Raw genomic sequence first — 21,055 nt, forward strand, 5'->3', positions numbered from 1 at the left:
ATGATGTTCGCGGTCGGCATCGTGCTCTTCGCACTGGCCATCCTGCTCTCGGTGGCTCTGCACGAATGCGGACACATGTGGGTCGCACGTGCCACGGGCATGAAGGTGCGCCGGTACTTCGTCGGCTTCGGCCCGACGCTGTGGTCCACCCGACGACCCAACCGGCTCGGCTCGACCGAGTACGGCGTCAAGGCCGTCCCGCTGGGGGGCTTCTGCGACATCGCAGGCATGACTTCGGTCGAGGAGCTTGACCCCGAGGACCGCCCGTACGCGATGTACCGGCAGAAGACGTGGAAGCGAGTCGCGGTACTCGCGGCCGGCCCGGGGATGAACTTCGTGATCGGCTTGGTGCTCATCTACGCGATCGCCGTCATCTGGGGACTGCCAAACCTGCACCAGCCCACCAACGCGATGGTGGGGCAGACGTCGTGCGTCAAAGACGAAGTGACGCAAGGCAACCTGGGGGAGTGCGTGGCGGCCAGCCCCGCCGCGGCCGCAGGCATCCAGGCCGGAGACGTCATCGTCGCAGTCGGGGGCACCCCGGTGGCCAACTTCGACGAGATGTCCACTGCCGTACGCAAACTCAACGGTCCGACCGAGCTCACCATCCAGCGTGACGAGAACGGGCAGACCCGCGAGTTCGTCACGACGGTCAACGTCACCCCAAGCCAGCGCTACATCAAGGGCGGTGCACAGGACGGGGCCGAGCCGACACCCACGCAGGTCGGCACGATCGGCGTGGCCGCAGCCAGTTTCGGTCCCACCCAGTACAACCCGCTCTCCGCGGTCCCGGCGACCTTCGCCTTCACCGGCGATCTGGCCGTCGAACTGGGCAAGTCACTGGCCAAGATCCCGACCAAGGTCGGGGCACTGGTCCAGTCGATCGGCGGCGGCGAACGTGACCCGGAGACCCCGATCAGTGTGGTGGGCGCCAGCATCATCGGCGGTGACACCGTCGAGGCCGGGCTATGGGTGGCGTTCTGGTTCTTCCTCGCTCAGCTGAACTTCGTGCTCGGCGCGGTGAACCTGGTGCCGCTGCTGCCGTTCGACGGCGGCCACATCGCTATCGCGCTGTACGAGAAGATGCGCAATCTGTTCCGGACGGCGCGCGGCAAAGTGGCCGCCGCGCCGGTGAACTACCTCAAGCTGATGCCGGCCACCTACGTGGTGCTGGTGTTGGTGGTCGGCTACATGCTGCTGACCGTGACCGCCGACCTGGTCAACCCGATCAGGTTGTTCCAATAGGAAAGCTCTGATGACCTCTATCGGTTTGGGAATGCCGGCCGCGCCGGCGCCGGTTCTGGCTCCGCGCCGCACGACCCGTCAGCTCAAGGTCGGCGACGTCGGCGTGGGCAGCGACTCGCCGATCTCGGTGCAGTCGATGTGCACCACCAAGACCCACGACATCAACGCCACGCTTCAGCAGATCGCTGAGCTGACCGCGTCCGGATGCGACATCGTCCGCGTCGCCTGTCCCCGTCAGGAGGACGCCGACGCGCTGCCGATCATCGCCAAGAAGGCCAACATCCCGGTGATCGCGGACATCCACTTCCAGCCGAAGTACATCTTCGCCGCGATCGACGCCGGATGCGCCGCGGTCCGGGTGAACCCCGGCAACATCAAGGAGTTCGACGGCCGGGTCAAGGAGGTCGCCAAGGCGGCCGGCGCCGCCGGCATCCCGATCCGGATCGGCGTCAACGCGGGTTCGCTGGACAAGCGGATGCTGGAGAAGTACGGCAAGGCCACCCCGGAGGCGCTGGTCGAATCCGCGCTATGGGAAGCCTCGCTGTTCGAGGAGCACGGCTTCGGCGACATCAAGATCAGCGTCAAGCACAACGATCCGGTGATCATGGTGGAGGCGTACGAGCAGCTGGCCGCCCAGTGCGACTATCCGCTGCACCTCGGCGTCACCGAGGCGGGCCCCGCCTTCCAGGGCACGATCAAGTCGGCCGTGGCTTTCGGCGCACTGCTGTCGCGCGGCATCGGCGACACCATCCGGGTGTCCCTGTCCGCGCCGCCGGCCGAAGAGGTCAAGGTCGGCACGCAGATCCTGGAGTCGTTGAACCTGCGGCCCCGCGGTCTGGAGATCGTGTCGTGCCCGTCGTGCGGGCGCGCACAGGTCGACGTCTACACGCTGGCGAACGAGGTGACCGCGGGCCTGGAGGGCATGGATGTGCCGCTGCGGGTCGCGGTGATGGGGTGTGTGGTCAACGGGCCGGGCGAGGCGCGCGAGGCCGACCTGGGTGTGGCATCCGGCAACGGCAAGGGCCAGATCTTCGTCAAGGGTGAGGTGATCAAGACCGTGCCCGAGGCGCAGATCGTCGAGACACTGATCGAGGAAGCCATGCGGTTGGCGTCGGAGATGGGGGACACGGCCCAAGGATCCGAGGATGCCAGCGGTTCGCCGATTGTGACCGTAAGCTGAGCGCACGGTCCTGTTAGGGCTGCACAAGGGTCGTCGCAGAAAGAGTCCAGATGTCGGCTCCTCCGCTTTTTCGCCTCGTTGACGAGCGAAGGGTGTCGGTGGTGCGCGACATCCGTGACATGACCGCCGTTAGACAGGTCCTCGACGACGATCCGGTCGCCTCCTGCATGGTGGCGTCGCGGGTCGCCGAGCACGGCATCGAACCGTCGGCCATCGGTGGCGAGCTGTGGACGCGCCGGCGGGCCAGCGAATCCCTCTGCTACGCCGGAGCCAACCTGATCCCGCTGCGCGGAGCTGCGGGTGATCTGAATGCGTTCGCGGACAAGGCGATGAGCACCTCACGGCGGTGCTCGTCACTGGTCGGGCGCGCAGAGCTGGTGCTGCCGATGTGGCAGCGGCTCGAGCCGGTCTGGGGTCCGGCCCGTGACGTTCGCGCTCACCAGCCGTTGATGGCGCTGGGCACCGCACCCTCGTGCGCGGTGGATCCGGCCGTCCGGCAGGTGCGGATGGACGAGCTCGACGCGTACCTGGTCGCCGCGATCGACATGTTCATCGGCGAGGTCGGCATCGATCCGCGCATCGGTGACGGCGGCCGCGGGTATCGCCGCCGGGTCGCCGGACTGATCGCCGCCGGGCGGGCGTGGGCCCGCTTCGACCGCGGACAGGTGGTGTACAAAGCCGAGGTGGGTTCTCAGTCACCGGCCGTCGGCCAGATACAGGGCGTGTGGGTGCACCCGGACCTGCGCGGCCGCGGCATCGGCACCGGGGGTACGGCGACCGTCGCTGCCGCCGTCGTGGCGAGCGGGCGTATCGCCAGCCTGTACGTGAACAGCTTCAACACGGTCGCGCGCGCCACCTACGCGCGCATCGGCTTCACCGAGGTCGCCTCCTTCGCCACGGTGTTGCTGGACTGATGGCCGATCAGGACACGGCGCGGCGCACGATCGTCGCTGACGCAATGGTGCGCGCGTTGGAGCGCCGCCACGACGTGCTCGACGCGGTGGTGGCCTCCGAGGACTACGACGCCGCGATCGAAGCGCTGTCCGATCTGCTCGACACCACCGCCGAGGCGGCCGAGGCGGTGCTGCGGTTGTCGTTCGATCGGCTGACCCGGGTGTCGCGGCGCCGCATCGCCGCGGAGTTGGACAGTCTGACCAGTCAGCAGTCGGTGCGTGCACCGGCCGAGCAGACGCCGGGCTCGGCGCGCCGGCTGCGGCTGCGGCCGTTCTGCGCGGATCTCGATCAGGACATCTTCGCCGCCAGGACCGACGACGTCCGCGCAGCCGGGGACGGCACCGACGCGCCTCCGCGCGATCTGGCCGACGAGATCCGCGACGCGGTGCGCAGGGTCGCGGCCGAGGAGGCGGCGTGGCTGGTCGCCGAGGTCGGCAGTACCAGATCGGGCACCGTCAAGGTCGGCATGGTGTTCGGCGAGTTGTCCGGCGGCGAGGTCGACGTGCGGATCTGGATTCATCCCGACCACCGCAAGCAGGGGTACGGCACCGCGGCGCTGCGGACGTCGCGCTCGGAGATGGCGGCCTACTTCCCGGCCGCGCCCCTCGTGGTGCGGGCCCCGGCCGCCGGCGCCTGACCTCGCCCTCGTCGAGACGGACGAAATGGTCGATTTCTCTCGCGCTTTTGCGCCCACACGTCGGTTTGGGCGGTTGTGACGCGGTGCGCCTGCGGCGATATCGGATCGTTACTTCATAACATCAGTCCCAATGGTCACAAGAGTCTCTTCCGCATCACGGGCTGGCTCCCGGCTCGCACGACTGACGGCCGTCGTCGGCGTCGTCGTCCTGGTTCTGACGCTCGGTGCGTGCACCCCGCGGCCCGACGGACCCGAACCCACCGCAGAAGCGTTCTTCGCCGCGCTCGCCACCGGCGACACCAGCGCCGCTGCCGCGCTGGCCGACCGGCCCGACGCGGCCCGCGAGGCGCTTAACGAGGCGTGGGCGGGCCTGCAGGCCAAAGCCCTCGACGCGCAGATCCTCAGCGCCAAATACGCCGAGGACACCGGCAGCATCGCCTACCGCTACACCTGGCACCTGCCCAAGGACCGGAGCTGGACCTACGACGGCCAGCTCAACATGATCCGTGAAGAGGGCCGCTGGCAGGTGCGGTGGACCGCCACCGGGCTGCATCCGCGCCTCGGCGAGAACCAGACGCTGGCCCTGCGCGCGGACGCGCCGCCGCGGGCCTCGGTCAACGAACGCAGCGGCACCACGGTGCTGGTCCCGGGCTACCGCTACGGGTTCGCTCTCGACGCCAAGGCGGCGGGCGAGCAGCTGATGCCGACGGCGCGTGCGGTCGCCGACGCGCTGCGTCCTTTCGACAACACCCTCGATCCCCAGCGGCTCGCCGAGCAGGCCAGCTCGACGGCCGGACCACTGAACCTGGTGACGCTGCGTCAGGCGGACCGCGACGCCGTCGCCGGGGCGATCGGGGCCCTGCCCGGAGTCGTGATCACTCCGCAGCCCGAGATGGTGCCCACCGACGACCATTTCGCGCCCGCCCTGATCGACGAAGTGAAGAAGACGGTCTCCGACGAACTCGACGGAGCGCCGGGCTGGCGAGTGGTCACGGTCAACCAGAACGGCGTGGACGTCGACGTCCTCAACGAGGTGCCGGGTACACCCGCTCCGTCGATCAACATCAGCCTGGACCGGGCCGTGCAGAACGCGGCGCAGAACGCGGTGGACTTCACCGGCAAGCAGGCCATGATCGTGGTCATCAAGCCGTCGACGGGCGAGATCCTCGCCGTCGCCCAGAACGGCGCCGCCGACCGCGAGGGCCCGCTCGCGACGATGGGTCTCTACCCGCCGGGGTCGACGTTCAAGATCGTCACCGCGGGCGCGGCGATCGAGCGGGACATGGCCACCCCCAACACGCTGCTCGGGTGCCCCGGTCACCTCGACATCGGGCACCGCACCGTCCCCAACTACGGCGGCTTCGACCTGGGCACCGTCCCGATGTCGCGGGCGTTCGCGAGCTCCTGCAACACCACGTTCGCCGAACTGGCCAGCCGTATGCCGCCGCGCGGGCTCACCCAGGCCGCCTCGCAGTACGGCATCGGCCCGGATTACAAGATCGCCGGGCTGTCCACCGTCAGCGGCTCCGTGCCCCCCACGGTCAATCTCACCGAGCGCACCGAGGACGGCTTCGGCCAGGGCAAGGTGCTGGTCAGCCCGTTCGGCATGGCGCTGGCGGCCGCGACAGTGGCGGCCGGGCACACGCCGGTGCCGCGGCTGATCGCCGGCCGCGAGACCGAGATCAGCGGCGACCGCCAGCAGATCCCCGCGGGCGTTGTCGACAACCTGCGGCCGATGATGCGGCTCGTCGTCACCAACGGCACCGCGAAGGACCTGCAGGGCGCGGGCGACGTCCGCGGCAAGACCGGCGAGGCCGAGTTCGCGGGCGGCTCGCACTCCTGGTTCACCGGCTATCGGGGCGACATGGCGTTCTCGGCGCTGATCGTCGGCGGTGGGAGTTCGGAGTACGCGGTGCGCATGCTCAAGGGCATGCTCGACTCGTTGCCGCCCGACTACCAGGCCTGACGGCAGCGCCGCAGACGTGGCCCGGCGGTACGGTGGATCCGTCATGACCGATATCGAGATGCGGATCTCCGACGCCGACCGCAACGGCACCCTGCGCCGACTGCACAACGCTGTCGCGCTCGGCCTGCTCGACATCGACGAGTTCGAAGAGCGCTCGGCGATGGTGTCGCGGGCCCGGTTGCCGTCCGACCTCGACGCCCTCGTCGGTGATCTGCCCGGCCCGGGGGCGATCGTGGCCTCGGCTGCCGACCGCGTGGAGCTGCGCGGGGTGTTCGGCTCGCTGAGGCGGCAGGGCGAGTGGGTCGTGCCGACCCGGCTGGCGCTGTACCGGCGGATGGGCTCGGTGGAGCTCGACCTCACCAGAGCGCGGTTCGCCGGACCGATCGTCATCATCGAGCTCGACATGAAGTTCGGCGGTCTCGATCTGCGACTGCCCGATGGCGCCAGCGCCTCCATCGACGACGTGGAGGTCAACGTCGGCAGCGCCACCGACCACCGCAAAGAAGCTCCCGCGGAGGGCAATCCGCATGTGGTGCTGACCGGCAAGGTGGTGTGCGGTTCGGTCGACATCCGCGGGCCGCAGAAGTCCTGGCGGGTCGGCCTGCCCCGGCGCGGCCACTGATCAGCAGACGTGCGGGGATCTCCCGGCGTCTAGCATTGATGCATGTCTGTTCGGACCGCCCTGCGTCCCGGTACCGTGTCGCCGACACTTCCGGTGCCCGCCTCTGTGCCCCGTCCCGAGTACGTGTGGAAGCCGACGGCGAAAGAGGGCACCGAACCGTGGGTGCAGACGCCCGAGGTGATCGAGAAGATGCGGGTGGCCGGCCGGATCGCCGCCGGTGCGCTGGCGGCCGCCGGTGAGGCCGTCGCGCCGGGGGTGACCACCGATCAGCTGGACCGGGTCGCCCACGAGTACATGATCGACCACGGCGCCTATCCCTCGACGCTGGGTTACAAGGGCTATCCGAAGTCGTGCTGCACGTCGCTCAACGAGGTCATCTGCCACGGCATCCCGGATTCGACGGTGATCGAGGACGGCGACATCGTCAACATCGACGTGACCGCCTACATCGACGGGGTGCACGGCGACACGAATGCGACGTTCCTGGCCGGTGACGTCTCCGAGGAGCACCGCCTGCTGGTCGAGCGCACGCACGAGGCGACCATGCGCGCGATCAAGGCCGTCAAACCCGGTCGCGCCCTGTCGGTGGTCGGGCGGGTCATCGAGGCCTACGCAAATCGGTTCGGCTACAACGTCGTTCGAGATTTCACCGGGCACGGCATCGGCACCACCTTCCACAACGGCCTCGTGGTGCTGCATTACGACCAACCGTCGGTGCAGACCGTGATCGAGCCAGGTATGACGTTCACCATCGAACCGATGATCAACCTGGGCAGCCTGGACTACGAGATCTGGGACGACGACTGGACCGTGGCGACCACGGACAAGAAGTGGACCGCGCAGTTCGAGCACACCCTGGTGGTCACCGAGTCCGGCGCAGAGATCCTCACGCAACTCTGAGGCGTCGGTAGCCTGTTGCCATGATCAGGAGCGCCGCCCTCGCGATCGTCGCGGTGCTGGTCGGTGGGTGTGCGCCGACGGTGTCCGGAACGGCGACGTGGCCGGGCGCGCGGCTGGACCGGGCTCTGCTCACGGCGGCTGACTTCCCGCCCGGCGTGCACTACGAGCGGGTCGAGAAGGAGCCGGGCACCGCGGACGGCGCAGGCGGTCCGCCACCGATGTTGTCCAAGCCGGAGGGGTGCACCGATGGTCTGACCAAAGACATCGCCGCCACCGCCCAGCGTGGACCCGGGAGCGCCGCCGAATACGTGGCGGCCTACAACGGAGCGCGCATGGTCATCACGGTGCTGACGTGGCGGCTGGATCTGGGCCGGCTGGCCGCCACCGCCGAGCGCTGCGCCACGTTCGAGACGTTCTTCGCTCCCAGCGATCCCGGTATTCCGATGACCACCACCCGGCTGCAGACCGACCGTGCCGACGCGCTGGTCTACGAGCAGACGATGCATCTCTCCGGCGCCGACAGCACGGTCTACTTCTCCTTCGAGAACATCGGTGCCACAGCGGTTTTCGGCATCGCATTCCCGACCCGCGATCCGTCGATCCCGGTGGCGGGCACGCTGCCGCAGACCTTCCTGGACACGATCGCGCGCCAGGCGGAACGCGCGGCGGCGGCATGACGCATGCGTCAACCGCAGGCAAATCGGCCCGCCGAATCGGCTGTGGACGGTAGCGTGGCGCAATGCCCGCTCCCATGATCACCGTCGACGGCGTCGGGGTGCCCGTCGAGGTCGCCGGTCCCGAGAACGGTTCGGTCGTGGTGTTGCTCGGAGCCGCCCAGAAGGCGCCCGCCGCCTACGAAGCCGTCTGCCAGCGCCTGCACACCGCGTCGCTGCGCACGGTGGTCATCGGGCCCGATCCGCGGCTCACCGCGAAGTCGGTGATCGACATCCTCGACAAACTCGACGTGCGCTGGGCCCTGCTGGTGGGGGACCGCCTCGGCGGTGAGCTGGCCTGGGAGTTGGCGGCGACGCGGCTGGATCGTTTCATCGGGCTGGTCGTCATCGATCGTGGGCACCCGCGGGTGCCCGATCTGGCGGGCGCAGTGCGTGACGATTCCTGCCCGCCGGTCGAACTCAACACCACCGCGTTGGTGAGCACCCCTGCGGCGCGCGCGGTGGCGAAGGCGAGCCAGCGGTTCGTCTACGGCGAGTACCGGATCGTCGACCTGCTGGGCCGCCGCCAGGCCGCCGACTCGACGGCCCAGCTCGCGGCTGAGATCGTGATGCGCACCAGCACCTGGTGACGCGCGGTGCCTACCCACCGGCTGTCCTGGTCGGTGCGGGTCACCGCGCGGTGTAGCCCCCGTCCACGGCGATCGTGGTCCCTGTCACGTATTTGGCGTCGTCCGAGGCGAGGTAGGCCACGGCTGCCGCCACATCCTCCGGAGTTGCCAAGCGTCGCAACGGGATATCGGCCAACACCTCGGCCTCGGTGCTCTCGCCGCCTGGAATGCGGGCGAGCCATTCGTCGTAGAGGGGAGTGCGCGTCATCCCTGGCGCGACATCGTTGACGCGAATTCCGCGCGGTGCGAGTTCGATCGCCACCGAGCGCGTCAGTGCGTGAATCGCACCCTTGGACGCCGCATAGATGCCCATCGTCGGCACGCCCACCGTGGCCAGCCGCGAGGTCACGTTGACCATCGCCCCGCCGGCGCGCATGACGCGTGCCGCGCTCTGCATCATCGCGACGGTCGAGAAGGTGTTGATCTCGAACACCTGCCGGACAGAGTCCATGGAGCTGGTCGCGAAGTCGCCGGTGTGGTCGAGGCCCGCGTTGTTGACGAGCACGTCCAGCGCGCCGAAAGACTCGAGACACGCCCCGACGAGCCGGTCGGCGGTACCAGGATCGGTGAGATCAGCGGCAACGAATACTGTTCTCGCGCCCAGGGATTCGACGAGGTCGCGCCCGCGCCCGGGGTCGCGACCGGTGGCCAGGACCCGCGCGCCCTCGGCATGCAGTCGGTGCGCGATCGCCAGGCCGATGCCCGACGTCGCTCCGGTGACCACCGCGGCGCTGCCGTCGAAGCGGCCCGGCGCCTGCACGGCCGTCACGGAAGCTTCTTGGCGATCTCCTGCGCCCCCGCGATCACCTGGGCGCCGGCATGCTCGAGGCTCTCAGGGGTCAACCGATGCGTCAGGAAGCTGATGCTGAGCGCATAGCGGGACGCGCCGCCGTCGGAGGTCGGGATCGCCGCGGCCACGCACGTCAGTTCCTCGGCGGCCTCCTCCCGGTCGACCGCGAAGCCCAGCGTGCGGATCTCCTTGATCTCCGCGTCCATCTTCTTCATGGTCGTGATGGTGTGGGGCGTGAGCTCCGGAAGGCCTGCGGAGGCGACGATGTCGCGCCAGACACTGTCGGGCATGGTGGCCAGAAGCGCTTTTCCCAGCGCGGAGGCGTGCCAGGGATCGGACTGCCCGACATCGCTGACCTTCTTGACCGCGCGGCGACCCTCGACGACCTCGAGGATGACCACGCTGCGCTCTTTGTGCGCCGCGAAGTTCACGGTCTCGTTGAACTCGTGCATCAACCGCTCCATGGTCGGCAGGACCGCTTCGGAGGGCACCTGGCCGGAGAACGCGCGCTGGCCGAGTCGGAACACCTCCCAGCCGAGCCGGTACTGGGTCGCGTTGAAACGCTCGATGTAGCCCAGCGCCGCGAGGCTGTTCAGATACCGCAACACCGTGGCCTCGTTGAGCTCGGTTCGACGCGAAATCTCGGTCAGATTACCGACATTCGCGTCGGCGACCGCGCTGAGCACCCGGGCGGTGCGCTCGACGCCGATCAGGGTCGAGCTCTTCTCCGGACGTTCTTCGGTTTTCACCCAGTGAAGGTTACCAGCACACAGTGCTGGACCAGCCTGGTGGCGCGTCCTGTTGACGGAGCGGTTGGCCTGCGTTAGATTTCATTCAGCGCATAAGTACTTCACTGAGTGAAAATTGCGCAATCACTGATCCTGAAGGAGACGCAATGCCCACCGCAGCCGACATCCGCTCATCGAGGGTCGACGGGGCCGCCATCCTGGCGTCCCAAGGCCTTCTGTCGGCCGATGACTACTCGCTTGCCACGTCGACCAAGTCGTTCGACGACGGTGGGCAGTACCGCCTCGAAATCTCTGGCGTGGAACGTCTTTCGACGCTAGAGGTGATGCTGGACGAGGCCGCGAAGCAGGACGTCTTCATTCACCGCGTGATCGCCTTCGGCGGCGGCACCACGCTGCTCAACACCAGCGAACTCAGCGATGTGGCGGCGTTGGCCGCCGAGAACCACATCGAACTGATCGCCGTTCCCGGGCCGCGTACCGGGTGGGATCTCGGCCGCCAGGCGCTGAGCACCGAAGGGACGGCCGGTGGCCGCCGCGTCCGCGGTCTGGACAACGTGCGCTACTTGCTCGACGACTACCTGCGGATCTTCTCCACCGGCATCCGCGGCGTCCTGGTGTGGGACGAAGGAGTCCTCGACATCCTCAACAAGGCGCGCGACGCCGGGCACATCCCGGCGGATGCCAAGTTCAAGATCTCGGTCTACGCAGGACACGCCAACCCCGCCTCGATCCGGATTCTCGCCGATCTCGGTGCAGACAGCGTGAATCCGGTGGGAGACCTGAGCCGCCCGATGCTCGCCGCCATCCGCCGCGCGGTCGATGTGCCGCTGGACGTGTGGGCCGAGACGTTCGAATCGTTCGGCGGGATGAATCGGCTGTGGGAAGCCGGTGACATCGCCCGCGTCGCGGGTCCGGTCTACTTCAAGATCGAGCCGGGCGAATCCGAAGCCGTCATGTACAACGGCTGGGTGCGGCCGGAGTTCCATGAGGAGCTCATCCGCCACAAGGTGCGCCACGCCGCGATTCTCAACGAGCTCGCCCGCTCGAGCAGCCCCGACGTGGTCGTGTCCCCGCGGCCCCGTGCCGCCAGCCCCGCACTCGCCAACTGACATCGACGGCGACCAGTCACCATGAGATACCACGCCGCCGTGATCGGCTCCGGCAACATCGGAACCGATCTGATGCTCAAGTTGCGGAGATCGGCCGTGCTGGACATCACCGCGATGGTCGGCATCGACCCGGACAGTGACGGGCTCGCTCGCGCGGCCGACCTCGGTGTGGCGGTCACGGCAGATGGGGTGACCGGCCTACTGGCCATGCCCGCCTTCGACGACGTCGCCGTCGTCTTCGACGCAACCAGTGCAGCGGCCCACCGCCACAACGATGCTGCGCTGCGCGGCACGGGTCGCCTGATGGTGGACCTCACCCCGGCGGCCATCGGCCCCTTCGTGGTACCCGCGGTCAACATGGCTGAGCTGACCGGGCAGCGCAACCTCAACATGGTGACCTGTGGTGGGCAGGCGACCGTTCCGATCGTCGCCGCGCTGTCGTCGGTGACCAGGGTGCACTACGCAGAGATCGTGGCCTCGATCTCGTCGCGGTCGGCGGGCCCGGGCACTCGCGCCAACATCGACGAGTTCACGCAGACCACCGCGCGGGCGATAGAGACTGTCGGTGGCGCGGCACGCGGAAAGGCGATCATCATTCTCAACCCGGCGGAACCGCCGATGATCATGCGGGACACCGTCAGTGCCCTGGTGTCGGCGGGAGACCAGGCGGTGATCGCCGCTGCGGTGGCCGACATGGTCGGCGCGGTGGCTCAGTACGTTCCCGGCTACCGGCTGCGCCAGCAGGTCCGGTATTCGACTGTGCCGCAGGATGATCGGCGTCGGCGGCTGATCGGTACCACCGTGGCCGCCGACCTGGCGCAGGTGACCGTGTTCCTCGAGGTCGAGGGAGCCGGCGATTACCTGCCCTCCTACGCAGGCAATCTCGACATCATGACCGCCGCCGCGGTCCGGGTGGGCGAACGGGCAGTCACGGCCGGGCATCTCGCGCAGGCGGCGCTGTGAGCACCGGGGGCGCCACCGAGGTCTATGTCCAGGACGTGACGCTGCGTGACGGCATGCACGCCGTCGGACACTCGCTGAGCCTGTCCGACACCCGGGCGATCGCCCGCGCGCTGGATCAGGCTGGTGTGTCCGCCATCGAGATCGCGCACGGTGACGGCCTGGCCGGCGGCAGCCTCACCTACGGCGCCGGAGCGCACAGCGATGCGGAGTGGATCGCGGCGGCCGCCGACGTCATTCGTACCGCTCGGCTCACGACGCTGCTGATCCCCGGTATCGGCACCCTCGACGATCTGCGTGCCGCCATCGACGTCGGCATCACGTCGGTGCGGATCGCCACCCACTGCACCGAAGCCGACATCGCGCGCCAGCACATCTCCACCGCGCGCAGCCTGGGCCTCGACGTGGCGGGGTTCTTGATGATGGCGCACATGACCGATCCTGATCATCTTGCGGCGCAGGCCAAGATCATGGAGGAGGCCGGAGCGCTGTGCGTCTACGTCACCGACTCCGGTGGCCGACTCACCATGACCGAGATGCGTGACCGCGTTCGGGCTTACCGTGATGTGCTCGCGCCGACCACGACGATCGGGGTGCACGCTCATCACAACCTGGCGCTCGGTGTCGCCAATTCCGTTGTCGCGGTGGAGGAAGGGGTGCACCGCGTGGACGCGTCACTGGCCGGCCTGGGTGCCGGTGCGGGGAACTGCCCCCTCGAGGCGTTCGTGGCGGTCGCAGAGCTCAACGGGTGGACGCACGGCTGTGACCTGTTCGCGCTGATGGACGCCGCCGACGACCTGGTGCGACCGCTGCAGAAGCGGCCCGTGCGGGTGGACCGGGAAACCCTCACCCTCGGGTTCGCCGGGGTGTACTCGAGTTTTCTCCTGCATGCCGAGCGCGTCGCGGCCGAGGTCGGCATCGAGACGCGGGACCTGCTCGTCGAAGCCGGCCGCCGTTCGATGGTGGGCGGTCAAGAAGACCTGCTCATCGACCTCGCACTGGATCTGAGGGGGTGAACAGTGATCTACCGAAGCGTTCGACCGTTCTCGGTTCGGCGCCTGGACACGACGTGCCCTCTTCAGACATCGTGACTCACGAGAGACGGAACACCATGGAAAACCTCCCCACGCTTTCGCCACCCCCGCGGCGTCTCGGCATCCGCCGGCCCGCCACCTCGGCTGCCGCTCCTGCGGCGGGCAGTCGACGCCTCAACCACGGGCTGAAGAAGAACAGCCTCGGGGTTCCGAGCATCTTCTTCTACATCATCGCCGCCGCCTCGCCGCTGACTGTCGTCGTCGCGCTCTACCCGATCATCATCGGGGCAGGCAACGGCGTCGGTATGCCCGGTGCGTTCGTGATCGCGGCGGTCGTGCTCATGATCTTCGCTGTCGGATACGTGGCGATGAGCCGTCACGTCACCAATGCCGGGGCGTTCTATGCCTACGTCACGCTGGGTTTGGGCCGGATCACCGGGCTGGGCTCGGCGTCGCTGGCCATCTTCGCCTACAACGCCATCCAGGCCGGCCTGTACGGGGGTTTCGGATACTACGCGAGCGAGCTGCTCAATCCTCTTCTCGGCGTGACGATCCCATGGTGGGTGTACGCGTTCGTGGCACTGCTGGCGTGTCTCGGACTGGGGGTGCAAGGAGTGCACTCCGGCGCCAAGGTGCTCGGCGTGTTCATGACCCTCGAGGTCACGATGATCACCGTGCTGAGCGTGTTCAGCCTGTTCGGCGGCAACGAACCGGTCTCGCAGTTCTCCTTGGAGCCGTTCGCGCCCAGCGTCGTGTTCGGCGGCGCGCTCGGGGTGGCGTTGATGTTCGCCCACGCCTCGTTCATCGGCTTCGAGGGATCGGCCATCTACGGCGAGGAGGCGCGCGACCCCGCGCGCACGATTCCCCGGGCCACCTATCTGTCGATCGCGTTCATGGGCACCCTCTACGCGATCTCCGGCTGGCTCATCATGAATGCGCTGGGCCTGGACAAGGTGGTCTCGATCGCCACGGACACCGGTGGCAACTTCATCTTCGCGGCCAGCGACACCATCATCGGCCACAACATCTCGGTGCTGTTCCAGGTCCTCATCGTCACCGCGACGTTCGCGGCGATCGTGACCTTCCACAACAACGTCTCGCGATACCTGTTCTCGCTGGGCCGCCAGGGCCTGGTGTGGAAACCTCTGGGTTGGACGCTGCCGCGCCGTCAGACGCCGTGGGTCGCGTCGATCGTCCAGAGCGTCATGGTCGGCATCGTCATCATCGCGTTCGCCGTCGCCGGCCTCGACCCGTTCGCCACCCTGTTCACCTGGGCCACGGGTATCGGCACCATCGGGGTGATCTTCTCGCAGCTCGTCGCCGGCGTGGCGATCTTCGTGTTCTTCCGGAGGTCCGATGTCGACAAGCGGCGGTGGAACACCGTGATCGCGCCGATCCTGGCGGTCATCGGTCTGAGTGCCTTCTTCGTCTTGACGTTGAACAGCCTCGACATCCTGCTGGGTGTGCAGGGCGCGGTGGCGGCGGTCATGGTCTCGCTGGTGTTCGTCGCGCTGTTCGCCGGAATGGCCTACGGCGCCTACCTGCGGTTCGTCGCACCGGAGAAATACGAGCTCGTCGGAAAAGCCCTCAACGAACGTGAATTGGATGAACCCGCCCCTGAGGCGATGTAGATCGATCTTCGAAGAAGGCGCGCGCGGCTGGGCATTGATAGGTACGTTTGTCCTTATCGATACGTACGGCTGTTCTTTACGGAAGGGCGAGTAGATGGCTCCCGGTACCCGGCGCGCGCGCCGACACGACCCCGACAGAAAGGAACGCATCGTGGAGGCGGCGTTGGCAGTCCTGGCCCGTGACGGGGTCGCCGGCATCACCCACCGTGCCATCGGCGAGGCCGCCGACGTCCCGCTCGGCTCCATCACCTACCACTTCGCCACCCTCGACGACATCGTCAACCAGGCCTTTCAGGCGCACGTGGAGAAGCTCGCGACGCGCTTCGAAGATCGACTCGCCTCCTGTGATGCGGGCGGCGACCTGATCGAGTGCATCGTCTCCGCAGTCACCGACGACCTGGCCGCCAATCCGAACGAACTCGCGGTCACCTACGAGCTCTACGGCGACGCGGTGCGACGGTCCGACAACAAACGCATCACCCAGCGATGGATGGAGCGCGCAGAAGACGCCCTGTCACAGCACTTCGACCGGGCCACCGCGCGGCTGCTCGACGTGGTCATCGAAGGCGTGATGGTGCACATGTCCATCGCGGCGCAGCCGATGGCCAAGGACGCGGTGCGCGCGCTGCTGATTACGGCCGCCAATGCCGGCGCCGCTGACAACTGAATCCTTTGTTCGCTTCCCGAGAATTGGAGTACGACATGACTTTTCACAACGAGATGTTCATCGACGGCGATTGGGCCCCGTCGTCGAGCGGCGCGGTCGATCAGGTGCCCGCACCCGCCACCGGTGAGGCGTTCGCCGAGATCGCCCACGGGACCGTCGACGACGTCGACCGCGCAGTGGCCGCCGCCCACGCGGCGTTCGGAAACTGGGCCCGCACGCCGGCAGGCGAACGTGCCCGAGCCTTCCTCAAGCTCGCCGACCGCATCGAAGAAGACGCCCGCACACTCGCCGAGATCGAATCGCGCAATGTCGGCAAGCCGATCGGGTTGGCGCTGGAAGAGATGGAGATGATCCCCGATCACCTGCGATTCTTCGCCGGGGCCGCCCGCACCATGGAAGGCCGCGCGGCGGGGGAGTTCGTGCCGGGCAAGACCAGCATCATCCGGCGGGATCCCCTCGGCGTCGTCGGCTCGGTCGCGCCCTGGAACTACCCGCTGCTGATGGCGATCTGGAAGATCTCGCCGGCGCTGCTGACGGGAAACACCCTGGTGCTCAAGCCTTCTGAGCACACACCCTTCTCCGTGTTGCGCCTGGCCGAGCTGGCCGCCGACCTGTTCCCCGCCGGGGTGTTCAATGTCGTCACCGGTCACGGCGAGGATGTCGGCGCGCGGCTCGTCGCCCACCCGCTGGTGCGGATGTCGTCACTGACCGGGTCTGTCGACACCGGGCGGGCACTCATGCGCGCCTCGGCGGACACCAACCTCAAGCGGCTGCACCTCGAGCTGGGCGGCAAGGCGCCGGTGCTGGTGTACCCCGATGCCGACATCCCGCTGACGGTGTCCAAGATCATGGAGGGCGCGTTCTGCAACTCCGGACAGGACTGCATGGCGGCGTCGCGGGTCTACGTGCACGACTTGGTACACGATGAACTGGTCTCCGGACTCGAAAAAGCGGTCAAGGCCATGGATCTCGGCGACATCGCCGACGAGAACACCGCGATGGGACCGGTGATCACCGCGGAGCACCGCGACCGCGTCGAGGGCTTCGTCGAGCGCGCCAAGCAGACCGGCCACACCGAGTTGATCCAGGGCGACAACCCCGGCACCGGCTTCTACACCGCGCCCACCGTGGTCGTCGGGGCGCGCCAGGGCGACGAGATCGTGCGCACCGAGGTGTTCGGTCCGGTCACCTCGGTGACCCGGTTCGGCGACAGCGACGACGTCGTGGCCTGGGCCAACGACACCGAATACGGCCTGGCCGCTTCGGTGTTCACCCAGGAGATCGGCCGAGCCATGACCGCATCGAGCGAGCTGCAGTTCGGCACCGTCTGGGTCAACGACCACCTGCCGGTGACGCCGGAGATGCCGCACGGCGGATTCAAGCAGTCCGGTAACGGCAAGGACATGTCGGTCTACGCACTCGAGGAGTACACCGAGATCAAGCACGTGATGATCAATCGCGAGAGTGCCTGACATGGTTGTCAGCGCGATCAACATGTTCCGGCTGCGGCCCGGGGTCGCGCTGGCCGAGTTCGAACGGTTCTCCGCCGAACTCGACCGGCCGGTCTGCCTCGCCTTCGACGTGGTGCTCTCGTTCGACGTCTTCTTCGTCGACGATCCCGGGCCCGGCGGGGCCGACGTCATCGAGGTCATGACAGTGACGTCGTGGCCGGGGTGGCAACAGCTTCTCGCCGAAGCGCCCGAATTCGAACCCGTGTTGGCCCGGTTCGGCGAGCTCGTCGACCCCGACAGCGTCACCACCATTCTCACCCGTCCTTCCGCACTACCCCAGGAGATCTGACATGCCCGACAACACCGGGCCGGACTACGACGCCGTGATCATCGGCGCCGGCCACAACGGACTGGTCACCGCCAACTACCTGGCCCGCGCAGGCAAGCGCGTCCTGGTCCTCGAAGCCCGCGAGGTGGTCGGCGGTGCCTGCGTCACCGAAGAACTGATCCCGGGCTCGAAATGGTCGTCGTGCGCGTTCATCGCCGGCCTGCTGCGCCCGGAGATCATCGCCGAGCTGGAACTGGAGAAGTACGGTCTCGACCTGTATCAGGGAGATGCACTGTCGTACAGCCTGTTCCGCGATGGCACGTCCTTCACGATGTGGAAGGAGACCGACCGGACCCTTCGCGAACTCGAGAAGATCAACAAGAAGGACGCCCAGGCGTTCCTCGACTTCGGGGTGCGGCTGCAGCGGTTCGCCGGACTGGTGACGCCCTATCTGCTCCAGCCCCCACCCGAGCGCTCCGAAGTGTTCGCCGCGTTCGAGGCTGCGGGGGAGCAGACGCTGCTCGACGAGTTCACCCTGCTGTCCGTACGGGATCTGCTCGACCGGTACTTCGAGGACGAGCGACTCAAGAGCATGCTGACGTTCTTCGGGATGGTGTCCATCTTCGGCGGACCGTCGACACCCGGCACCGCCTACACCTACGGACACCACTCGTGGGGTGAGTTCAACGGCAACTTCGGGCAGTTCGGCCTCGCCCGTGGCGGCATGGGTGCGATCAGCGAGGCGCTCGCGGCGGGGGCACGCGCTCACGGTGCGACGATCCGGACCTCGGCTCCGGTCGACACCGTTGTCGTCGAACGTGGGGTGGCCACTGGCGTGCGGTTGGCCGACGGTTCGATTGTCACCGCAGCTCAGGTGTTCTCGAACGCCGACCCGAAACGTTCGTTGCTCAAGCTTCTCGAACGCGGCGTGTTGCCGGCGCGGCTGGTGCGTGACGTCGAGAACATCGACACGCGCGGCTCGATGGCTCGAATCCATCTTCTGATCGACGAACTGCCGCAGTATCTTCCGTTCGCCGACGCGTCGGAGGGGCCTCAGCACCACGGACATCAACTCCTCGGTCCGAGCCGCGAGGCGTTCGAGGAAGCCTACGAGGCGCAACGGCGCGGCACGTTCCCGAGTACCTTCGTCATCGAGGCCGTCACCCAGTCGGTGACCGACGATTCGCTGGCGCCGCCGGGACTGCACACCATGACACTCGGCATCCAGCAGCTCCCGTCCGAGCTGACGGGCACCACCTGGGCTGCGGAGAAGGAGAAGTGGGCCGACCTCGTGCTGGAGGATCTGTTCACCTATGCGCCGAACCTGCGCGAGCACATCGTGGACCGGGTGGTCATCACCCCCGACGACCTCGACAACGAGTACTTGATCACCGACGGCAACATCTTCCACGGGTCGATGATGCTCGACCAGTTGTTCGGTGCCCGACCGCTACCTGAGCTCGCGAATTACCGGACGCCGGTGCGCAATTACTATCTGTGCGGCTCCGGCACACACCCCGGCGGCGGGGTGATGGGCGCCAACGGCCACAACGCCGCCAAGGTGGCGCTCGCCGACGCCGCGGGGGTTCCGGCCGCCGCGGGCCGGGCCCCGGTCAGCGCCGCCCGGGTGCCCTGGCAGCAGCGGATGGTGGGCACGTTGATGTCCACCCGACCGGGCCGCTGGGTGGGATACCGGGCCGCGCGGCAACCCGCCCTACGCAAGATCACCGCATACGCCGCACGCGTCCGATGACTCTGCGCAGCGCCAAATGGTTCGCCGGCCAGAACGTCCCCGGCTTCGTCCACCGGTCCGCCATGCGGGCATCAGGGTTCTCCCGGATGGCCTTCGAGGGCAGGCCGATCGTCGGGATCTGCAACTCGTGGTCCGAAGTCGTCAACTGCAACATGCACTTTCGCGGTCTCGCCGATTCAGTGCGGCGTGGAGTGCTGGCGGCAGGCGGCTTCCCCCTCGAATTCCCGACGATGTCACTCGGCGAACAGTTGATGAAGCCGACGACGATGCTGTTCCGGAACCTGATGGCGATGGACGTCGAGGAATCGATCCGCGCGTACCCCTTCGACGCGGTGGTGTTGCTGGGTGGTTGTGACAAGACGGTGCCTGCTCAGCTGATGGGCGCGGCGAGTGCGGACGTGCCGGCCATCGTGCTGACCGGCGGGCCCGCCGCACCCGCGGTGTTCCGCGGCAAGCAGCTCGGCGTGGGCACCGATCTGTGGGAGTACATCGACGACGTCCGGGCCGGACGCATGTCGATGACCGACTACGAGCGTCTGGAGGCGGCCGCCGGCCCGTCACGAGGCCACTGCCCGGAGATGGGCACGGCATCGACGATGGCCACCATCGTCGAAGGGCTCGGCATGACTCTGCCCGGCGCTGCGGCGGTGCCCGCGATGGACTCGCGCCGCATGCAGGTCGCGGAGGAGGTGGGCGCCCGCGCGGTCGGTCTGGCCGCCGAGGGCGTGCGACCGTCTCAGGTGCTCACCGCCGACGCCTTCGACAACGCCATCACGCTGATGCTGGCGGTCGGTGGCTCGACCAACGCGATCGTGCACCTGCTCGCCATCGCCGGGCGCGCCGGAGTGCCCTTGACCCTCGACCGCTTTCACGAATTGTCCGCCCGCACACCGTTGCTGGTGAACGTGCGACCGGCGGGCGAGCACCTCGTGGAACACGTCTTCCACGCAGGCGGTGTTCCCGCGGTGATGAAGTCGCTGGAGTCGTTGCTGCACACCGATGCACTGACCGTCACGGGCAAGACCGTCGCCGACAACCTGCCCGCACAGCCGGTCGCCGACACCGAGGTGATCACCTCACTGGACCGGCCCTTCCAGCCGCCCCAGGGCCTCGCCGTGGTACGCGGCAACCTCGCCCCGAACGGCGCGGTCATCAAGTGTGCTGCCGCGAGCCCCGATCTGCTGGTCCACCAGGGACCGGCCGTGGTGTTCGAGAACATGTGGGACCTGTTGGCGCGCTTCGACGATCCCGACCTCGACGTCACCGCCGACTCGGTGCTGGTGCTGCGCAGCGCAGGGCCACGCGGCGCACCGGGCATGCCCGAATGGGGTCAGCTACCGATCCCGAGCAAGCTGCTCCGCCAGGGAGTCACCGACATGGTGCGGATCTCCGATGCGCGGATGAGTGGAACCGCCTACGGCACCTGCGTGCTCCACATCAGCCCGGAGTCGGCGGCGGGCGGTCCGCTGGGGCTGGTGCGCGACGGCGACCTCATCTCCCTGGACGCGCACGCAGGCGTGCTGAACGTCGAGTTGACCGACGCCGAGCTGGCCGAACGTCGCGCGGCACTGGACCCGACACCACCGGTGCGGCACCGCCGCGGTTATGCGGCGATGTACGTCGATCGTGTGCTGCAGGCCGACCGCGGCTGCGACTTCGACTTCCTGGTCGGCCGGTCCGAACATCCCGAGAACGAACCCGACGCCGTCTTCGACGGCTGGGTGGGCGGCTGGTGAG

The 21,055-nt window shown here is 67.9% G+C and carries 20 protein-coding genes; 18 read left to right on the top strand and 2 right to left on the bottom strand.

What is annotated here, in order from left to right; all coding sequences use genetic code 11:
* The 9 genes from DMB80_RS15590 to DMB80_RS15630 all read left to right on the top strand — a co-directional run bounded on the left by DMB80_RS15590 (window position 1) and on the right by DMB80_RS15630 (window position 8,807).
* Window positions 1-1,245 carry a M50 family metallopeptidase gene (locus DMB80_RS15590; protein WP_111510683.1) on the top strand — a complete coding sequence of 415 codons (1,245 nt, stop codon included), beginning with the start codon at window positions 1-3 and terminating at the stop codon, window positions 1,243-1,245.
* 10 nt (window positions 1,246-1,255) lie between these two features.
* A complete protein-coding gene (gene ispG, locus DMB80_RS15595) occupies window positions 1,256-2,425 on the top strand; it encodes a flavodoxin-dependent (E)-4-hydroxy-3-methylbut-2-enyl-diphosphate synthase (RefSeq protein WP_111510684.1) in 1,170 nt (389 codons plus the stop codon).
* A 50-nt stretch (window positions 2,426-2,475) separates the two neighbouring features.
* Window positions 2,476-3,339: a GNAT family N-acetyltransferase gene (locus tag DMB80_RS15600; RefSeq protein WP_046363476.1), complete on the top strand. Its 864-nt coding sequence runs from the start codon at window positions 2,476-2,478 to the stop codon at window positions 3,337-3,339.
* The gene (locus tag DMB80_RS15605) at window positions 3,339-4,016 is read left to right on the top strand and encodes a GNAT family N-acetyltransferase (RefSeq protein WP_111510685.1); all 678 of its coding nucleotides are present in this window, start codon (window positions 3,339-3,341) and stop codon (window positions 4,014-4,016) included. The genes DMB80_RS15600 and DMB80_RS15605 overlap by 1 nt, the downstream gene beginning before the upstream one ends.
* A gap of 130 nt (window positions 4,017-4,146) precedes the next feature.
* The gene (locus DMB80_RS15610) at window positions 4,147-5,982 is read left to right on the top strand and encodes a penicillin-binding transpeptidase domain-containing protein (protein WP_111510686.1); all 1,836 of its coding nucleotides are present in this window, start codon (window positions 4,147-4,149) and stop codon (window positions 5,980-5,982) included.
* A 43-nt stretch (window positions 5,983-6,025) separates the two neighbouring features.
* Entirely contained in the window at window positions 6,026-6,604 is a 579-nt protein-coding gene (locus DMB80_RS15615) for a DUF1707 SHOCT-like domain-containing protein (RefSeq protein ID WP_046364913.1), read from the top strand.
* A 42-nt stretch (window positions 6,605-6,646) separates the two neighbouring features.
* Window positions 6,647-7,504 (top strand): type I methionyl aminopeptidase, encoded by an 858-nt coding sequence (gene map, locus DMB80_RS15620; RefSeq protein ID WP_111510687.1) that lies wholly within the window; start codon window positions 6,647-6,649, stop codon window positions 7,502-7,504.
* Window positions 7,505-7,524: 20 nt separating this feature from the next.
* The gene (locus tag DMB80_RS15625; RefSeq protein ID WP_111510688.1) at window positions 7,525-8,181 is read left to right on the top strand and encodes a hypothetical protein; all 657 of its coding nucleotides are present in this window, start codon (window positions 7,525-7,527) and stop codon (window positions 8,179-8,181) included.
* A 62-nt stretch (window positions 8,182-8,243) separates the two neighbouring features.
* A complete protein-coding gene (locus DMB80_RS15630; RefSeq protein ID WP_111510689.1) occupies window positions 8,244-8,807 on the top strand; it encodes an alpha/beta fold hydrolase in 564 nt (187 codons plus the stop codon).
* 40 nt (window positions 8,808-8,847) lie between these two features.
* On the opposite strand, the gene DMB80_RS15635 is transcribed toward DMB80_RS15630, so the two are convergent.
* The gene (locus DMB80_RS15635) at window positions 8,848-9,615 is read right to left on the bottom strand and encodes an SDR family NAD(P)-dependent oxidoreductase (protein ID WP_240431216.1); all 768 of its coding nucleotides are present in this window, start codon (window positions 9,613-9,615) and stop codon (window positions 8,848-8,850) included.
* A complete protein-coding gene (locus DMB80_RS15640; RefSeq protein WP_111510690.1) occupies window positions 9,612-10,385 on the bottom strand; it encodes an IclR family transcriptional regulator in 774 nt (257 codons plus the stop codon). The genes DMB80_RS15635 and DMB80_RS15640 overlap by 4 nt, the downstream gene beginning before the upstream one ends.
* A gap of 146 nt (window positions 10,386-10,531) precedes the next feature.
* On the opposite strand from DMB80_RS15640, the gene DMB80_RS15645 reads away from it, so the two are divergent.
* The 9 genes from DMB80_RS15645 (at window position 10,532) to DMB80_RS15685 (ending at window position 21,054) form a co-directional block, all read left to right on the top strand.
* Window positions 10,532-11,494: a radical SAM protein gene (locus tag DMB80_RS15645; RefSeq protein WP_111510691.1), complete on the top strand. Its 963-nt coding sequence runs from the start codon at window positions 10,532-10,534 to the stop codon at window positions 11,492-11,494.
* Window positions 11,495-11,515: 21 nt separating this feature from the next.
* Window positions 11,516-12,457, top strand: a complete 942-nt coding sequence (locus DMB80_RS15650; RefSeq protein WP_111510692.1) for an acetaldehyde dehydrogenase (acetylating) — start codon at window positions 11,516-11,518, stop codon at window positions 12,455-12,457.
* Complete coding sequence (gene dmpG / locus DMB80_RS15655; RefSeq protein ID WP_111510693.1) at window positions 12,454-13,470, top strand: 4-hydroxy-2-oxovalerate aldolase; 1,017 nt, start codon at window positions 12,454-12,456, stop codon at window positions 13,468-13,470. Before DMB80_RS15650 ends, dmpG begins: the two co-directional genes overlap by 4 nt.
* Before the next feature lie 95 nt (window positions 13,471-13,565).
* The gene (locus DMB80_RS15660; RefSeq protein ID WP_162938547.1) at window positions 13,566-15,119 is read left to right on the top strand and encodes an APC family permease; all 1,554 of its coding nucleotides are present in this window, start codon (window positions 13,566-13,568) and stop codon (window positions 15,117-15,119) included.
* 94 nt (window positions 15,120-15,213) lie between these two features.
* On the top strand, window positions 15,214-15,786 hold the full coding sequence (locus tag DMB80_RS15665; RefSeq protein WP_111510695.1) for a TetR/AcrR family transcriptional regulator: 573 nt from the start codon (window positions 15,214-15,216) through the stop codon (window positions 15,784-15,786).
* Between the two features lie 35 nt (window positions 15,787-15,821).
* Complete coding sequence (locus DMB80_RS15670; protein ID WP_111510722.1) at window positions 15,822-17,258, top strand: aminobutyraldehyde dehydrogenase; 1,437 nt, start codon at window positions 15,822-15,824, stop codon at window positions 17,256-17,258.
* 1 nt (window position 17,259) lies between these two features.
* Window positions 17,260-17,586, top strand: coding sequence for a hypothetical protein (locus DMB80_RS15675; protein ID WP_111510696.1), 327 nt, complete (start codon window positions 17,260-17,262; stop codon window positions 17,584-17,586).
* Window position 17,587: 1 nt separating this feature from the next.
* A complete protein-coding gene (locus DMB80_RS15680) occupies window positions 17,588-19,318 on the top strand; it encodes a phytoene desaturase family protein (protein WP_111510697.1) in 1,731 nt (576 codons plus the stop codon).
* On the top strand, window positions 19,315-21,054 hold the full coding sequence (locus DMB80_RS15685; RefSeq protein WP_111510698.1) for a dihydroxy-acid dehydratase: 1,740 nt from the start codon (window positions 19,315-19,317) through the stop codon (window positions 21,052-21,054). Before DMB80_RS15680 ends, DMB80_RS15685 begins: the two co-directional genes overlap by 4 nt.
* Window position 21,055: the final 1 nt, after the last annotated feature.

The organism is Mycobacterium kyogaense, from assembly GCF_003254575.1.
Lineage (GTDB): Bacteria > Actinomycetota > Actinomycetes > Mycobacteriales > Mycobacteriaceae > Mycobacterium > Mycobacterium kyogaense.

Coding starts and splice junctions, on each gene's coding strand:
- DMB80_RS15590 (WP_111510683.1), top strand. CDS start 1: ATGATGTTCGCGGTCGGCATCGTGCTCTTCGCACTGGCCATCCTGCTC.
- DMB80_RS15610 (WP_111510686.1), top strand. CDS start 4,147: ATGGTCACAAGAGTCTCTTCCGCATCACGGGCTGGCTCCCGGCTCGCA.
- DMB80_RS15685 (WP_111510698.1), top strand. CDS start 19,315: ATGACTCTGCGCAGCGCCAAATGGTTCGCCGGCCAGAACGTCCCCGGC.
- DMB80_RS15675 (WP_111510696.1), top strand. CDS start 17,260: ATGGTTGTCAGCGCGATCAACATGTTCCGGCTGCGGCCCGGGGTCGCG.
- DMB80_RS15680 (WP_111510697.1), top strand. CDS start 17,588: ATGCCCGACAACACCGGGCCGGACTACGACGCCGTGATCATCGGCGCC.
- ispG (WP_111510684.1), top strand. CDS start 1,256: ATGACCTCTATCGGTTTGGGAATGCCGGCCGCGCCGGCGCCGGTTCTG.
- DMB80_RS15650 (WP_111510692.1), top strand. CDS start 11,516: ATGAGATACCACGCCGCCGTGATCGGCTCCGGCAACATCGGAACCGAT.
- DMB80_RS15600 (WP_046363476.1), top strand. CDS start 2,476: ATGTCGGCTCCTCCGCTTTTTCGCCTCGTTGACGAGCGAAGGGTGTCG.
- DMB80_RS15665 (WP_111510695.1), top strand. CDS start 15,214: ATGGCTCCCGGTACCCGGCGCGCGCGCCGACACGACCCCGACAGAAAG.
- DMB80_RS15630 (WP_111510689.1), top strand. CDS start 8,244: ATGCCCGCTCCCATGATCACCGTCGACGGCGTCGGGGTGCCCGTCGAG.
- DMB80_RS15605 (WP_111510685.1), top strand. CDS start 3,339: ATGGCCGATCAGGACACGGCGCGGCGCACGATCGTCGCTGACGCAATG.
- DMB80_RS15625 (WP_111510688.1), top strand. CDS start 7,525: ATGATCAGGAGCGCCGCCCTCGCGATCGTCGCGGTGCTGGTCGGTGGG.
- map (WP_111510687.1), top strand. CDS start 6,647: ATGTCTGTTCGGACCGCCCTGCGTCCCGGTACCGTGTCGCCGACACTT.
- DMB80_RS15660 (WP_162938547.1), top strand. CDS start 13,566: ATGGAAAACCTCCCCACGCTTTCGCCACCCCCGCGGCGTCTCGGCATC.
- DMB80_RS15645 (WP_111510691.1), top strand. CDS start 10,532: ATGCCCACCGCAGCCGACATCCGCTCATCGAGGGTCGACGGGGCCGCC.
- DMB80_RS15670 (WP_111510722.1), top strand. CDS start 15,822: ATGACTTTTCACAACGAGATGTTCATCGACGGCGATTGGGCCCCGTCG.
- DMB80_RS15615 (WP_046364913.1), top strand. CDS start 6,026: ATGACCGATATCGAGATGCGGATCTCCGACGCCGACCGCAACGGCACC.